Origin of the sequence: Collinsella sp. OM06-18AC, assembly GCF_003438785.1 — a bacterium.
Lineage (GTDB): Bacteria > Actinomycetota > Coriobacteriia > Coriobacteriales > Coriobacteriaceae > Collinsella.
On sequence record NZ_QSTX01000006.1, the window covers coordinates 44640 to 59769 of the forward strand.

The 15130-nt window shown below is 59.3% G+C and carries 12 protein-coding genes and 1 other RNA gene; 9 read left to right on the plus strand and 4 right to left on the minus strand.

Annotated elements, in window-relative coordinates; genetic code table 11:
- The first annotated feature begins 157 nt into the window (after nt 1-157).
- Complete coding sequence (polA, locus tag DXB86_RS05225) at nt 158-2899, plus strand: DNA polymerase I (protein WP_117736401.1); 2742 nt, start codon at nt 158-160, stop codon at nt 2897-2899.
- 211 nt (nt 2900-3110) lie between these two features.
- On the opposite strand, the gene DXB86_RS05230 is transcribed toward polA, so the two are convergent.
- Nucleotides 3111-3938, minus strand: a complete 828-nt coding sequence (locus DXB86_RS05230) for a Cof-type HAD-IIB family hydrolase (protein WP_117736402.1) — start codon at nt 3936-3938, stop codon at nt 3111-3113.
- Nucleotides 3939-4492: 554 nt separating this feature from the next.
- Between DXB86_RS05230 and DXB86_RS05235 the strand changes: the two genes are divergently transcribed.
- The 4 genes from DXB86_RS05235 (at nt 4493) to ndk (ending at nt 8454) form a co-directional block, all read left to right on the plus strand.
- Nucleotides 4493-5719: an argininosuccinate synthase gene (locus tag DXB86_RS05235; RefSeq protein ID WP_117736403.1), complete on the plus strand. Its 1227-nt coding sequence runs from the start codon at nt 4493-4495 to the stop codon at nt 5717-5719.
- Nucleotides 5720-5952: 233 nt separating this feature from the next.
- A complete protein-coding gene (locus DXB86_RS09970; protein ID WP_158555286.1) occupies nt 5953-6123 on the plus strand; it encodes a hypothetical protein in 171 nt (56 codons plus the stop codon).
- Nucleotides 6124-6241: 118 nt separating this feature from the next.
- Nucleotides 6242-7672 carry an argininosuccinate lyase gene (gene argH / locus DXB86_RS05240; RefSeq protein WP_117736404.1) on the plus strand — a complete coding sequence of 477 codons (1431 nt, stop codon included), beginning with the start codon at nt 6242-6244 and terminating at the stop codon, nt 7670-7672.
- A gap of 377 nt (nt 7673-8049) precedes the next feature.
- Nucleotides 8050-8454: a nucleoside-diphosphate kinase gene (gene ndk, locus DXB86_RS05245; protein WP_055251725.1), complete on the plus strand. Its 405-nt coding sequence runs from the start codon at nt 8050-8052 to the stop codon at nt 8452-8454.
- Between the two features lie 183 nt (nt 8455-8637).
- On the opposite strand, the gene rpiB is transcribed toward ndk, so the two are convergent.
- On the minus strand, nt 8638-9105 hold the full coding sequence (gene rpiB, locus DXB86_RS05250; protein WP_089571605.1) for a ribose 5-phosphate isomerase B: 468 nt from the start codon (nt 9103-9105) through the stop codon (nt 8638-8640).
- A 271-nt stretch (nt 9106-9376) separates the two neighbouring features.
- Between rpiB and DXB86_RS05255 the strand changes: the two genes are divergently transcribed.
- Nucleotides 9377-10696, plus strand: a complete 1320-nt coding sequence (locus tag DXB86_RS05255; protein ID WP_117736405.1) for a serine dehydratase subunit alpha family protein — start codon at nt 9377-9379, stop codon at nt 10694-10696.
- Here DXB86_RS05255 and DXB86_RS05260 read toward each other — a convergent pair.
- The gene (locus DXB86_RS05260) at nt 10693-11451 is read right to left on the minus strand and encodes an HAD family hydrolase (protein ID WP_117629411.1); all 759 of its coding nucleotides are present in this window, start codon (nt 11449-11451) and stop codon (nt 10693-10695) included. The two genes, DXB86_RS05255 and DXB86_RS05260, sit on opposite strands and share 4 nt — an antisense overlap.
- A gap of 315 nt (nt 11452-11766) precedes the next feature.
- Here DXB86_RS05260 and rpsA point away from each other — a divergent pair, with 315 nt between their 5' ends.
- The 3 genes from rpsA to DXB86_RS05275 all read left to right on the plus strand — a co-directional run bounded on the left by rpsA (nt 11767) and on the right by DXB86_RS05275 (nt 14470).
- Nucleotides 11767-12933 carry a 30S ribosomal protein S1 gene (gene rpsA, locus DXB86_RS05265; protein ID WP_022095232.1) on the plus strand — a complete coding sequence of 389 codons (1167 nt, stop codon included), beginning with the start codon at nt 11767-11769 and terminating at the stop codon, nt 12931-12933.
- A gap of 323 nt (nt 12934-13256) precedes the next feature.
- Nucleotides 13257-13618: RNase P RNA component class A (rnpB, locus tag DXB86_RS05270), an RNA gene on the plus strand.
- 213 nt (nt 13619-13831) lie between these two features.
- On the plus strand, nt 13832-14470 hold the full coding sequence (locus DXB86_RS05275) for a YigZ family protein (RefSeq protein WP_199410993.1): 639 nt from the start codon (nt 13832-13834) through the stop codon (nt 14468-14470).
- A 67-nt stretch (nt 14471-14537) separates the two neighbouring features.
- Here DXB86_RS05275 and DXB86_RS05280 read toward each other — a convergent pair whose 3' ends face one another.
- Nucleotides 14538-14984, minus strand: a complete 447-nt coding sequence (locus DXB86_RS05280) for a C-GCAxxG-C-C family protein (RefSeq protein ID WP_233504157.1) — start codon at nt 14982-14984, stop codon at nt 14538-14540.
- Nucleotides 14985-15130: the final 146 nt, after the last annotated feature.

A 15130-nucleotide genomic window follows, 5' to 3' on the forward strand; every position in this document is an offset into this window, starting at 1 on the left:
TCCTTTCGGATCGATCGTGCTGGTTGATGTACCGTGAGCCATCGTATCACGCGCGGGCTCACGGTGGCGGGGGAGCTTGATGTGCGGTGGCCGCGGGGCAGGGAGCGTGTAAACTGGTGTGAGCAAACCGTGCCCAGCCCAAAGCGAGGTATTCAATATGTCTGACAAGCGCCGCACTTTTGCCGTTATCGACGGCAACTCGCTCATGCACCGCGCCTTCCACGCCGTGCCGCCGACCATGAACGCGCCGGACGGTCGCCCCACCAACGCGATCTTTGGCTTTCTGAACATGTTTCTTAAGATGATCGATGCCTTTAACCCCGACGGTGTGGTCGTGGCGTTTGACAAGGGCAAACCGCGCGTGCGCATGGAGATGCTGCCGCAGTATAAGGCGCAACGCCCGCCCATGGACCCCGACTTGCACGCGCAGTTCCCCATGATTAAGGAGCTGCTCGCCGCGCTCAACGTGCCGATTTTGCAGTCCGAGGGCTGGGAAGGCGACGATATCCTGGGCACCATGGCGCGCCTGGGCGAGGAGGCCGGCTGCGACATGCTGCTGGTGACCGGCGACCGCGACATGTATCAGCTCGTGACCGAGCACGTCAACGTGGTCTCGACCCGCAAAGGCCTGTCCGACGTGGCGATTATGACGCCCGAGAGCGTGGACGACCTGTATCACGGCATTACACCGGCGCTCGTGCCCGATTTTTACGGCCTGAAGGGCGATACGTCCGACAACATTCCCGGCGTACCGGGCATCGGCCCCAAAAAGGCGAGTGCGCTCATCGCGCAGTACGGCAGCCTTGACGAGGTCATCGCGCATGCTGACGAGGTCAAGGGCAAGATGGGAGAAAACCTGCGCGCACACATCGACGACGCGCTGCTGAGCCGTAAGGTGGCGACCATCCGCACCGATGCACCCGTTGAGCTCGATTTTGAGGCGACGTCCTTCCCGGCGTTTTCCGCCGATGAGGTTTCCGCGGCGCTGGGCACGCTTGGTATCACCGCCATGCAGAACCGTTTCTTGGCGCTGATCGGCGGCGAGGGCGGGGCAGCTGCCAGCACGTTTGAGATTCCCGCCGTTTTGCGCGCAGCCGCCGGCGATGCTGGCGCGCTTGGTGCCGTTGCGGCTGAGGTCTCCCGCGTGATTGATGCCGGCGAGTGGGTCGCCGCCGTGGTGGACGATGACAAGGAAGAGGGCGCGCTCTTTGGGCTGACGCGCACGCTGTGGTTGGCGACGTCCAAGGGCCTGTTTGCGCTCGAGGAGGGCGACAGCGGTGCGGCGGCTGAGGTTGAGGGCTTCAACTTCGCCCACGGCGTGATTGCCGGCGTGCTCGCGCGTCTGTTTATGGAAGGCCGTGTGGCGAGCCCGGATATGAAGGCGCTTTTGCATGAGCTTTCGCCCATCGATTCTTCTGAGCTCGAGCTCATGGATCCGCTGGCAGTCGATTCCACGCGCATCTTCGATACCGTTGTTGCCGCCTACCTGTTGGATTCCGACCGCTCCGAGTTTGACGAGGTGTATCTGGCCGATACATATCTGCAGATGGCGCTGCCTGCGGCGCGCGGCGCAGAGGGTGCTGGCGAGGACGCTCCTGCGCCCGCCGCTCGCACGGCGGCCTTGACGCTGGCGCTGGTTGCACCGCTGCGTGACCGCATGGCCCGCGAGAACGCCGCCAACGTGTTCGATGGGATCGAGATGCCGCTCGTGCCGGTGCTTGCCAAGATGGAGCGCGCGGGCATGCTCGTGGACCCCGACCGCCTGCACAGTCTGTCCGAGGGCCTGGCGACCCAGATTGCCGATGTCGAGCGCAGCATTCGCGACCTGGCCGGCGACGAGACCTTTAACATCGGCAGCCCCATGCAACTCTCGCACGTGCTGTTTGATGTTATGGGACTTCCGACCAAGGGCCTCAAAAAGACCAAGCGCGGCTACTATTCGACCAACGCCAAGGTGCTGAGCGACCTTGCCCGCGACCACGAGATCGTGCGCCTGATTTTGGACTGGCGTGAGAAGTCCAAGATTAAGTCGACCTATCTGGACACGCTGGGCCCGCTGCGCCGTGGTGACGGGCGTGTGCACACCACGTACAACCAGACCATCACCGCGACGGGGCGTTTGTCTTCGAGCGACCCCAATCTGCAAAACATTCCGACGCGCTCGGAGCTGGGGCGTACCGTCAAGACGGCGTTCTCGGCGGGCGAGGGCAGCGTCTTTTTGGCGGTGGACTACTCGCAGATCGAGCTGCGCCTGCTCGCGCATCTTTCGGGTGACGAGCACCTGGTGCGCGCCTTCAACGAGGGCGAGGACTTCCATGCCGAGACGGCCGCGCGCGTATTTGGCGTGCCGGTGTCCGAGGTGACACCCGACCTGCGTAGCCGCGCCAAGGCCGTGAACTTTGGCATCGTGTACGGCCAGCAGGCCTATGGACTGTCGCAGTCGCTGCACATCTCGATGGCCGAGGCGCGCGATATGATCGATCGCTACTACGAGGCCTACCCGGGCGTGCGCACGTTCCTCGACAATGTGGTGGCGCGAGCCAAGCAGACGGGCTATGCCGAGACCATGTATGGCCGCAGACGCCATATTCCCGAGCTCAAGGCCAAAAACCCACAGCTCCGCGGCTTTGGTGAGCGTACGGCCATGAACCACCCCATGCAGGGCACCGCCGCCGACATCATCAAGATCGCCATGGCCCGCGTAAGCCGTCGCTTGGAAGAAGGCTTTGCCGCCCACATGATCCTGCAGGTACACGACGAACTGGACTTTGAGTGCCCCGTCGACGAAGTCGAGCGCCTCACCGCCATGGTCCGCGACGTCATGGAACACGTAGTAGACCTCCGCGTACCGTTGATCGCCGAAGCCAGCACCGGCATAACCTGGGCCGACGCGAAATAGGGAAGCACTCCGTAAGGCAAGCTCGCCCAAGACGCAAGCCCCCACATACTTAAGATTTGGGACAAACACTACTGATTAATTTGTCCCACAGTAACCAAAACAGATGGGAGCCCCTCCCAACAAGGAGCTCCCCTCTGCTCAAATCATTTCAGCTAAGTATCTAGACACTCAAGACGCCATCTTGGCGCCCGGCCGGGTCCGACGAGCCCCGTTAACGAGCCGCCAAGATGGCGTCGATGAGCGTCAGTACGCCCCCGTCGTTGTTGCTCGGAATGCGCCATTTGGCATGCGCGTTCATGTGCTCCTCGGCATTGTCCACGATAAAGCTATGCCCGACGCGCTCCAGCATGGGGATGTCGTTGTACGTATCGCCCACGGCAGCGGCGTCGGCGATATCGATGCCCAGGCGCTCGCAGAGATGTGCTACGCCCGACCCCTTGTCGACGCCCAGGTTCATGAAGTCGATCCACTCGCGCCCGGCGTTCGTGACGTAGAGCTTGTCCGAGAACTCGGGGCTGTAGTCCTCGCGAAACGCTGGCTCGGCATCGTAGGCGGGGAAGAAGATCGAAATCTTGTTGGACTCGATATCAAGGCCCTCAAAGCTATCGACGTAGTTGATCGTGTTGTAGTACACGCTGATCTCGTCGTGGTACTGATGGTCGCGGGCGAGCACATAGAACTCGTCGTAGCAGCACAAGACGGGAACGGCACGCGGGTCCTCCGAGGCACGGGCGAGCACCTGCTGATACAGCGCCACATCGATGTTGCTCTTATAGATATAGCTGCCGCGATAGATGACGCAGGCTCCGTTGTCGGGACAAAAAGCAAGGCGGTTCTTAATGCTCTCGAACATTTCCTCGAGTTTGGGGGCGGGGCGTCCGCTGGCGGGGCAGAATACAATGCCTGCGTCGGCGAGCTTGTCCAGGCGCTCATCAAGACCCTGCGGCAACACGCGCTTGTCGGTGAGCAGCGTCTTGTCCATGTCGACGGCGAGAATCTTAATGCTTCCGATATTGGTGTCCGATTCGTAAGTTTGCATAAAAGCGCGCCTTTCGTTTCGAAATTGTTTCAGACGTTATAACCATCAACCAGTAACTGAGCGTATTGTCGCAGGAACGGAGCGTATTTGCACCACGCTTCACAAAGTAATGAAAAAACTTTTCAGAAATTTGAATTTGTCGCTTGTGCTGCGGGCACTTTAGCGTAATATAGCGACCATCGAAAACGGAGACGGAAATACAACCGCTTACCGAAGAAAAGGTACCGTTTACGATATTAGAATTGCGCCCGGCGATAGGTGAAAGGAGAGGCAGATGCAGTTCGTAAAGATCATCACCACTGCAGATAATGCCATCCGACGCCAGCGCGCAATTTCCCGACGACGATAACAATCGTCTCTGTCCGCATGGGGCGAATTGCCTCAACAGAGTCATTTTGAGGTCGTTGGGTTTTAGCACGATATAAACGCATGTTTCTAGGGCATGCTGTGCTGCTTTTTGCTATTTAACCTGATATTGCACGGTTTTTTGACCTCGAAATGACTTGCAACTGACCGATGTTCTAACTAGCTACCAAGGGCGAAAGGAAACAGCCATGAGCAAGGAAAAAGTCGTTCTCGCATATTCCGGTGGTCTTGATACATCCGTATGTGTCAAGTGGCTCCAGGACGAGAAGAATCTCGATGTCGTTTGCGTCTGCGGCAACGTGGGCCAGGAGGAGACCGGCTTGGATGCCAAGAAGCGGAAGGCGCTTGACCTGGGCGTTCTCGATTGCCAGGTGCTCGACCTGCGCGACGAGTTCTCCGATGAGTTCCTGACTAAGGCCATCGCCGCAAACTCCATGTACGAGAACAAGTACCCGCTGCTCTCCGCGCTGTCTCGCCCGCTGCTCGCCAAGAAGCTTGTCGAGGTCGCTCACGAGTTTGGCGCGACCTACGTCGCCCACGGCTGCACCGGCAAGGGTAACGACCAGGTTCGTTTTGAGGCTGCCGTCAAGGCCCTCGACCCCGAGCTTAAGGTTATCGCCCCGGTTCGCGAGTGGGATCTGAAGTGCCGTCCCGATGAGGTTGCCTATGCTCACGCCCACAACGTGCCGGTTCCCGAGGGCGCCAACGACAACCCCTATTCCATCGACGACAACCTGTGGGGTCGCGCCATCGAGTGCGGTCACCTGGAGGATCCCTGGAACGAGCCGCTCGACGACGCCTGGGTTATGACCAAGAACCCCGAGGACACGCCGGACACCCCGACCTACACCGAGATTGAGTTTGAGGCGGGCAAGCCCGTCGCCGTCGATGGCAAGAAGATGAAACTCTCCGAGATCGTCATCGCCCTCAACAAGATTTCAGGTGACAACGGCTTTGGCCGTCTCGACCTGGTCGAGGATCGTCTGGTGGGCCTCAAGAGTCGCGAGTGCTACGAGGTTCCTGGCGCCCTGACGCTCATCACCGCCCACAAGGCGCTCGAGGACATCTGCGTCGAGGGCGACCTGCTCAAGACCAAGATTAAGCTCGAGCAGGATTGGGCCACCGCCGTGTACAACGGCCAGTGGTACAGCCCGCTCAAAAACGCGCTCGATGCCTTTATGGCCGACACCCAGAAGTGCGTGACCGGCACCGTCCGTCTGAAGTTCTTTAAGGGCAACTGCCATGTCGTCGGCCGCAAGAGCCCGTTTAGCCTGTATGACTACGGTCTGGCTACCTACGACCGCGACACTACGTTTGACGAGAAGGCCAGCGCCGGCTTTATCGAGATCGATACGCTGTCGCTCAAGACGTGGGCTAAGGTCCAGGGCCCCAGCTCTGCTGCCGCCCAGGCCTAGCACCTCCTTCCTTTGGTATCCGCGCGGCCCATCCGCGTGATACATAACGGGCGCATGGGGTCCCTGCCTTTCGTTATGCTTGCTGACACTTCTTAACATCGGTGGCCCCTACGTTCCGCCCGCATATATGATGCCGCGTCTGCGGCTGAGTCCGAGCCCCGCCGGGGTTGTCCGGCGGGGCTCCTCCTATCAATTTGACGGCCCTGCGCCTATATATATGGGGAGTATCCATTATGTTCGATGCTATCGCGCATGCTTTACTTGCCCTCGCGCCCGAGTTCGATGCTGCAAAGGTCGAGGACGTTCCTATGAGCCTAAAGGCCTGGATCGATGGTTCGCAGGGCAACATTCGGAGGGAGACGTTGGGCGCCAAGTGCATGGCGCGTCACTTCTTTGCAAATTAGCTATAGGGCCTCGCACATGGTGGGGAATATGCAAAACTAGCGGTTGAGAAATCGCTTCAGCGACAGGGCGCATTGCTTTGGGCGCTTGTTTTGGGATTTGATGAAAGGGGACGGTTCCATGGCTCTTTGGGGCGGTCGTTTTGAGGCGGGCGTGGCCGAGGTCACGCAGGAGTTTGGCGCGTCGTTGCCGGTTGACAAACATCTCTATAAGCAGGATATCGCCGGATCTAAGGCACATGCCAAGATGCTGGCGGCCCAGGGCATTATCAGCACCGAGGACGAGCAGGCGATTGCCGAGGGCCTGACCGGAATCGAACAGGATATCGATGCCGGCAACTTCACCTTCGATATCAACGACGAGGACATTCATATGTCCATCGAAAGCGAGCTGACGCGTCGTATCGGCGAGGCTGGCAAGCGCTTGCATACTGGGCGTTCGCGCAACGACCAGGTGGCGACCGATACGCGCCTGGGCGTCAAGGCGCTGGCCAAGGAGCTCATGGAGGTCAATCTTGAGCTGCGCCATGTGCTGGTGGATGCGGCCAAGAAGTACGACAAGGTGATTCTGCCGGGCTACACGCATATGCAGCACGCTCAGCCCGTGCTGCTCTCGCATCATCTGCTGGCGTATTCCTGGATGTTCGCGCGCGACTTTACGCGCCTGAAGGCTGCCTTTGACGCCGCCGACAACTGCCCGCTGGGTGCTGCAGCACTTGCCGGTACGAGCTATCCGCTCGATCGCCAGATGACGGCTGCCGAACTTGGCTTTGCGGGCGTGATTCCCAACTCGCTCGATGCGGTTTCCGACCGTGATTTCCTGCTCGATCTGCATTACGCCGGATCCGTCATGGCGATGCACCTGTCGCGTCTTTCCGAGGAGATCGTGCTGTGGTCGAGCTCCGAATTTGGCTTTATCACGCTTTCAGACTCCTACTCCACCGGCTCGTCTATCATGCCGCAGAAGAAGAATCCCGACTTTGCCGAGCTTATCCGCGGTAAGAGCGGTCGCGTGTACGGCAACCTGGTGCAGCTGCTGGTAACCATGAAGGGCCTGCCGCTCGCTTATAACAAGGACTTGCAGGAGGACAAGGAGGGCGCGCTCGATACCGCACATACGCTTATGCAGTGCCTGTCCGTTATGGCGGGCATGATCTCGACCTGGACTGTCAACGAGGTCGCCATGGCGCGCGAGTGTGGCGTGGGCCACTTGGCAGCCACTGATGTTGCCGATTACCTGGCAAAGCGCGGCCTGCCGTTCCGTGAGGCGCATGCCGTGGTGGGCCATCTGGTCCTGATGTGTGAGAAGCGCGGCTGCAATCTTGAGGACCTGCCGTTTGAGGTGTTTCAGGAGGCAAGCCCGCTCTTTGAGCGCGATATTACCGAGGCGCTCGACATCCCGTCGATCGTTGCCGCGCGCACGACCGAGGGCGGCACCGCTCCTGCCGCCGTTGCCGTGCAGTTGGGGCGCGCCGAGACGCAGCTTGCGGCCGATGAGGGCGTGTTTGGCTCGTTGACCAAGGTCGTCGAGATGGGCCACGGAGCTAATTAGCTTATTGGATGCGTCTGTCTGGTGCGTTCATCATATCTTGCCTTTACGGGTGCCTGCTACGGTGGGCGCCCGTTTTGTTATAGAGAAGGAAGGAGCTTGTCGAGAACTTCTGTAGGACCTTTGGGCAGGTTGTGAAGGGGGTACGTTCGCGGGTGGCAACCGACCGCCCGCTCTGTTCCATGCGGTTGATGAGCGGTCGGATGGTACTCTAATCGGGCTTCGAAACAGAAGTGACACATATGGAGCGCTTTAATGAATTGCAGCGTTTCAATAAACAGCTTTTTGTTTAACTGCAGCTAAAACTCTGTTACGATGCAGTCCAGGCGGGTGCCGGAATGGGACTTGGGCACGCGCGAACCTACTTGAAAGGCTACCTTATGGCTATCGAGAAGACCTTCATCATGATTAAGCCCGACGCGGTGCGCGATCGCAAGATCGGCGAGATCGTTGCTCGTATTGAGCGTAGCGGCCTTGTCATCGAGCGCATGGAGATGACCACGCTCGAGCGCGCTACCGTCGAGGAGCACTACGCCCATCTGGCCGACAAGCCCTTCTTTGGCGGTCTCTGCGACTTTATGACGAGCGGTCCGGTCGTCAAGATGGTTGTTTCCGGTCTTTCCGCTGTCTCCAAGATGCGCACCCTTATGGGCGCCACCAACCCGCTTGATGCTGCTCCTGGCACCATCCGCGGCGACTTCGCCGTCGATGTCAACGCCAACGTGATCCACGGCTCCGACTGCCTGGAGAACGCCGAGATCGAGATCAAGCGCTTCTTTGGCTAAACCAGCTTTGACTCCTTAAAGCTGTTAGCGTGTGGCTTGGGCGCCGCGGAACTCCATCCGCGGCGTCCTTTTATATTCCAGTAGATTTTTGGGACATGTCTAGAAATCTACTAAAGAGCCCCCGCCTGGAATGTGCGTGCATTCCAGGCGGGGGCTGTCGCTAGCGTATGGCGTTGTAAGTTTTTAGGCCTCGTCGACGACCTTGAGACCGCGGGTCTGGTCGATCTCGTTGAGGAGGTTGACGCGACGCTCGTGGCGGCCGCCCTCGAACTCGGCGTCGAGCCACTCGTCGACGATCATCTTAGCGAGCTCGGAGCCAACGACGCGGGCGCCAAAGGCCAGCACGTTGGTGTTGTTGTGCATACGGGAGAGCTTGGCGCTGAAGGGCTCGGAGCACACGACGGCGCGTACGCCCTCGACCTTATTGGCGGCCAGGCTGATGCCGACGCCGGTACCGCAGATCAGGATACCCAGGTCGACGTCACCGTTGGCCACGGCCTTGCCCACCTTGTAACCGGCGATGGGGTAGTCGAAGCTCTCGGAGGTGTCGGTGCCATAGTTCACGACCTCGCAGCCGCGCTCCTTCAGGTGCTCGGAAATGATGTTCTTGAGCTCGACGGCGGCGTGGTCGTTACCGATACCGATCTTCATGAGTGGTTCCTCTCTGGTCCGTGCGGCGGAATTGCTAAAGGTTTTACCGCGTTCGACTGCATGATAACGCGACTTTTGTGTAAACGCTCGGGCGTTTTTTGGTCAAACGCTTTAGCATGCAACAAGACTAGCTTTTCATGAATGAATGCCGTCAGATTGCGCTTGAACGCCGTCCGTCGGAACCATGGTTGCGGTTTTTGATGCATTGTTATCAAATAAAAGAGCTAACTATTATCGAGAGCCCAGTCCGTTATGTAAGCAGGAGATTCCTATGCCTACCGATTCCATCCGCGATGCCGCTTTTTGCGATGTCTTGAACCGCGAGCTTGTCTGCGCACTTGGCTGCACCGAGCCCATTGCCGTTGCCTATGCAGCGGCGCTGGCGAGCCAGACGCTCGGTTGCGAACCCGATCATATGGATGTTGCCTGCTCAGGCAACATCATCAAGAACGTTAAGAGCGTGACCGTGCCCAACTCGGGCGGCATGCACGGTATTGAGGCCGCGGCCGTGCTGGGCGCCGTGGGCGGTGACGCCAAGAGCGCGCTCGAGGTGCTCGAGAGCGTTAACGATGAAGACCGCGCTCGTGTGGCCGAGCTCCTCGCCGACGCTGGCTACTGCGATGTGTCGCTTGTCGAGGGTGTGCCCAACCTCTACATCAAGGTGACTGCGACGGCCGGGGGCCATACCGCGGTCGTCGAGATTACCGATCACCACACTAATGTCACGTGCCATACGCTCGATGGTATTCCGGTATGCGGCAAGTCGGCGGGGGAGTGCGCCGCCTGCGCCGAGCGCGTGGTGGCCGAGCGTGCGGCAGATAACGCCGATACGCCCATGTCCATTGATTCCATCATCGACTTTATCGAGGACGGTGACATTGAGGGCGCCCGCGCTGCCGTTGAGCGTCAGATTGAGCTGAATGGCGCAATCAGTGCCGAGGGCCTTGCGCACGCTTGGGGCGCCGAGGTGGGTCGTACGCTGCTGGGTGCTCGTGCCGATGACGTCGCCTGCCGTGCCCGTGCCCGTGCGGCCGCCGGGTCCGACGCCCGCATGAACGGTTGCGCGCTGCCGGTTGCCATTGTGTGCGGCTCGGGCAATCAAGGCATTACCTGCGCATTGCCCGTCATGGAGTATGCCGAGTACCTGCGTTGCGACCACGAGCGTCTGGTGCGCGCCGTGATGCTGTCCGATCTTATCGCCGTGCATATCAAGAGCTATATTGGTGCGCTTTCGGCGTTTTGCGGTGCTATTTGCGCCGCGTGCGGCGCCGGCGCTGCGATTACCTGGCTGTGCGGTGGCACGTGCGAGCAGATTGGCGCGACGGTCTCGAATACGCTCGGTAACGTGGGCGGCATCGTGTGCGACGGCGCCAAGGCGAGCTGTGCCGCCAAGATCTCGGCTGCCGTCGATGCAGCGATTCTGGGCCATGATATGGCCATGCAGGGTCGCGGCTTCCGCGCCGGCGAGGGCCTGATCCAAGATACCGTTGAGCAGACAATCGCCAGTATGGGCTACGTAGGCCGTGTGGGCATGAAAGATACCGACGTCGAGATCCTCAACATCATGATCGGCAAAACCCAAGTGTGCTAGGACAGTTCGTCGGCTACTTGGTGTTCGTAGAAGGCTTCTACTACGGCGTTAAAGTCGCGGGCGAAGCCTTCCATGGTTCCGCGCCAGGTGACTCGGTTGGGCTTGCCCTGGCCTACATAGGCAGTCTGAATGCCGCAGGCGGGACTAGGGAAGTCGCGTTTGGGATCGTTGCCCACCATAAGGACCTCGTGCGGTTCGAGTCCCATCACCTGAAGCTGCTCTAGATAGTAGGTGGCATCAGGCTTGCAGCGGGTGGCGTTTCCCATGTGCGTGACGAGCTCAAAGGGGGCGTCGGCCAGGTCGCCCCAACCCATGCGGCACTCGATGGCCCCCTGCGGAAAGCTGGGGTTGGTAAAGAGCGCGCAGCGCAGCCCTGCGTCCTGTACGGTCTGAAGCGCGGCGTGTGCGCCCGGCATGGCATGGGCGTTGATGAGTTCGTCATTCTTGTACGGAAGAACTTCGCGGTCGTAGTAGGTAAACGCCTCGTAGATAAGTGGGTCCGAGAGGCAAATGCCGCATCGGCGCTCGACCTCTTCTTGGTAAAACTCAAGATTGGTGCGATTGTCCGTGCTGCTGCGGCGATTGGCGTTGAGGTCGACCAGGATGGTGCCGAGGCGTGCCATCGTGCCACCGCGGCTGCGGCGCCCGATATCCGCGAGCATCGAAGAGACATCCTTAAAATATCGAAGGATGAACGCGTTGAGGTTGATGCTAAGAAGCGTTTCGTCCATATCGAAAACGACTGCTTTGAGCACGCGGGCACCTTTCTCGAAAAATCGATCTAGAATCGTTGGCTCCGGATACTTTACCCCAAAGCCGAATGCCTGGCTGGTTATCGTCAAGTTGCGGAGACGTGTGTTCATAAGATTACGAAAAAGTCTCCACACGAGTAAAAAATCGCAGTTCACGCTTGAAATCGAACTCATTTCCCCGTAACCTATACGAACGTGATTGCATAAGCGTCACATTAGTATCTGTCGGCTCCCGAGTGTTCCTAAACGTTGTGTGCTTGTCGCACCCTTCTGTAGGTCCTAGCAATCGGGGCCCCGTAGTTCGAAAGGGGTCCACCTTTGAGTGAGATTCAGAACTCGTCCATTTTCTCTCTTGACGATGTCAACGAGGAGGAGATGAACAACCTCATCGACGGTACGATTACCGACTTTGATGAGGGCGATCTCGTTAACGGCACTGTCGTTAAGATCGAGCATGACGAGGTGCTCGTTGACATCGGATTCAAGTCCGAGGGCGTTATCCCGGTCCGCGAGCTGTCCATCCGCAAGGACGCTAACCCTGCAGACATCGTTGCACTCGGTGATCCCATCGAGGCCCTGGTTCTCCAGAAGGAGGACAAGGACGGTCGTCTGGTCCTGTCCAAGAAGCGTGCCGAGTACGAGCGTGCTTGGAACCGCATCGAGGAGAAGTTCAACTCCGGCGAGAACGTCGAGGGCGAGGTTATCGAGGTTGTCAAGGGCGGCCTGATCCTCGACATCGGCCTGCGTGGCTTCCTGCCCGCTTCCCTCGTCGACCTCCGTCGCGTCAAGGACCTCACCTCCTACATGGGCACCCGCATCGAGGCCCGCGTCATCGAGATGGACCGCAACCGCAACAACGTTGTCCTCTCCCGTCGCGTCGTGCTTGAGGAGTCCCGTAAGGCCGAGCGCTCCGAGATCCTGTCCAAGCTCAAGTCTGGCATGCGTCTCCAGGGCACCGTTTCCTCCATCGTCGACTTCGGCGCCTTCGTCGACCTCGGCGGTATCGACGGCCTCATCCACATCTCCGAGCTCTCCTGGAACCACGTCAACCATCCTTCCGAGGTTGTCAAGGTCGGCCAGGAGGTCGAGGTCGAGGTTCTCGACGTCGACCTCAACCGCGAGCGCATCTCCCTGGGTCTCAAGCAGACCACCGAGGATCCGTGGCGCGCACTGGTCAAGAAGTACCCCGTCGGCGCTATCGTCGAGGGCACTGTGACCAAGCTTGTCCCGTTCGGCGCTTTCGTCGACCTGGGCGAGGGCATCGAGGGCCTGGTGCACATCTCCGAGATGGCCAACAAGCACGTGGACCAGCCTTCTCAGGTCACCCACGTTGGCGACAAGGTTCAGGTCAAGGTCATGGAGATCGACCTCGACCGTCGTCGTATCTCCCTGTCCATGAAGTCTGCTGCTGAGACTCTGGGCGTCGAGATCGAGGTTACCCCGCTGCCTTCCGAGAAGAAGGACGAGGAGACCGACGCCGAGTAAATCGGTTTGACGATCACTTGTTTTAAGGGATCCGTCCGTAATGGACGGGTCCCTTTTTGCATTTGGCACCGAGATGCGCAATGCTGCCGGGCTGTCCACAGGCTATTGGATTGTCGGTGCATGAAAAAAGCCGACATCCCGCCTCGGGGAGGAGGCGGGAACACACCGAGTAGACGGAGGGGTGCGGAGCGCGGTCGCGTCTCGACTGACGACGTTGCCCATCGACAGGATCATTGTAACGCATGGCGGTTCTTGGTTTATCGTGTCGAGCGTTTGCGTTGTGCCATTGCCTGCGGTAACGGTGTGTTACACTCTTGCACTGCTGAGTGGGCCAGACGGTCGCGCGATGTGCTGCTTGCAGTACGCGTGAGGAAAGTCCGGGCTCCAGAGGGCGGGATGCCGGCTAACGGCCGGGCGGAGTGATCCGACGGAAAGCGCCGCAGAAAAGAAGACTCCCACCTGCGCCGCAAGGCGTAAAGGGAAAAGCTGAAACGGTGGTGTAAGAGACCACCAGCGTCGTGGCAACATGGCGGCTTGGCAAGCCCCATCCGGAGCAAGCGCGAATAGGAACGCTATGGGCCGGCCCGGTCCGCGTTCGGGTAGCGTGCGTGGAGCTGCACGGTAACGTGCAGACAAGATAAATGACCGTTCACGACAGAACCCGGCTTATCGGCCCACTCGGCACTTTGTTGACGCTGCGAACCCGTCAGCGCGGCAATCTGCCTTTCAAACCTTCGGGCATGACCATAAGGTCAATGCCCTCGGCTTTCAAGGCACCTTGCTCGCGCTGACGGGTTCTCGCTTTCGTTGACGGAATCATCGGCGTTGCCATTCTTTTTACTAGGGTTATCGTATTATTGAGGCTGTTTGTTGCTGCGCTTTATTTTGTTGAGGGGCTTTGTTGGACAGCTATTTTACTCTGCAATCGAATATTGAGGCTTCGGGCGAGTTTGTGGACCGCAAGAGCCGGTTTATTGCCCAGCTGGTCCATATTGAGTCCGAGGACGAGGCGAATGCCTTTATCGAGATGGTTCGCAAGCGTCATTACGACGCTCGACACAATGTTCCCGCGTGGATTTTGGTCGATGGGCGTGAGCGCCAGAGCGATGATGGTGAGCCGAGCCGTACGAGCGGCATGCCGACGCTCGAGGTGCTGCGCGGAGCGGGGCTCAAAAATGTTTGCTGCGTAGTGACGCGCTATTTTGGTGGTACGTTGTTGGGACCTGGTGGCTTGGTACGCGCCTATACCGCGGCGACGCAGACGGCGGTGGCTGCGGCTCAGGAAGCCGGGCAGATCGTTGAGATGACGAGCGTCGTGCCGGTTGATGTGCGTGTGGCCTATCCACAGTATGAGCAAGTGCTTCGTTTGGCCCAGGATTCGGATGCCAAGGTTTCGGACACCGATTACGCGGACGCCGTGACGATTCATTTGGTGTTTAAGGCGGGGGAGCAGGAGCCATTTTGCGCTAAGATGCGCGAGCTTATGGCGGGTCGCGAGCAAATCGAGGTCGGCGCTCCAGAATTTGCCGAGTTCTAACGGCGACGGCCGGCGTGCTTTTGGATGGATCCCAAGCGCGCCGGCCGTCGTTTTCTGTTGCCGCAGTTTACTCGGCGAGCTGCTTTAGCACATCACAGGCGATCTCGACGGCATCGTCGATGCAGCCGGGGCAGCTGCGGAGCGGACCCTTATCCGATCCGACGCCCTTGAGCGTGCCGCAGACGGTCGTCGTGTTCTTCTCGCCAAAACGTTTGGCGATCTCGCGCGACAGTTTGTAGGTCTGGCCCTTGGTCTTGGGGTTTTCCATGCAGTCGCTCATCACGAAGCCCATGATGGCCACGGCGCCCGAGATGGCGCCGCAGGTTTCGGTCATGCCGCCCATGCCGGCGCCAAAGCCCTCGGTGAGGGTAAAGGCAATCTGGGGATCGAGGCCGACGGCTGGTGCGAGCGTACAGGCGACGGCCTGGGCACAGTTAAAGCCACGGGTGTGGTATTCGGCAGCCTGAGCCTGGCAGGCGGTGGTGTCGAGCTGGGTCGTATCGATGTGCTTCATCGTTGTCTCCTTGTTTGTGGTGTACCCGCCTATGGTACCCTTGCCGACGCATTCGTTCATCGAGAGCTTTATGCATACCTCACCGTTTTTCTGTCGGACAAATACTAAAGATGTGGGGCGAATGAGCCCGATGCTTCTGTCCAATA

What these genes read in the sequence shown, in the direction of transcription:
- DXB86_RS05280 (WP_233504157.1), bottom strand. Translation starts at nt 14,984, where the DNA reads ATGAAGCACATCGATACGACCCAGCTCGACACCACCGCCTGCCAGGCT.
- argH (WP_117736404.1), top strand. Translation starts at nt 6,242, where the DNA reads ATGGCTCTTTGGGGCGGTCGTTTTGAGGCGGGCGTGGCCGAGGTCACG.
- DXB86_RS05235 (WP_117736403.1), top strand. Translation starts at nt 4,493, where the DNA reads ATGAGCAAGGAAAAAGTCGTTCTCGCATATTCCGGTGGTCTTGATACA.
- DXB86_RS05255 (WP_117736405.1), top strand. Translation starts at nt 9,377, where the DNA reads ATGCCTACCGATTCCATCCGCGATGCCGCTTTTTGCGATGTCTTGAAC.
- rpiB (WP_089571605.1), bottom strand. Translation starts at nt 9,105, where the DNA reads ATGAAGATCGGTATCGGTAACGACCACGCCGCCGTCGAGCTCAAGAAC.
- ndk (WP_055251725.1), top strand. Translation starts at nt 8,050, where the DNA reads ATGGCTATCGAGAAGACCTTCATCATGATTAAGCCCGACGCGGTGCGC.
- DXB86_RS09970 (WP_158555286.1), top strand. Translation starts at nt 5,953, where the DNA reads ATGTTCGATGCTATCGCGCATGCTTTACTTGCCCTCGCGCCCGAGTTC.
- DXB86_RS05230 (WP_117736402.1), bottom strand. Translation starts at nt 3,938, where the DNA reads ATGCAAACTTACGAATCGGACACCAATATCGGAAGCATTAAGATTCTC.
- polA (WP_117736401.1), top strand. Translation starts at nt 158, where the DNA reads ATGTCTGACAAGCGCCGCACTTTTGCCGTTATCGACGGCAACTCGCTC.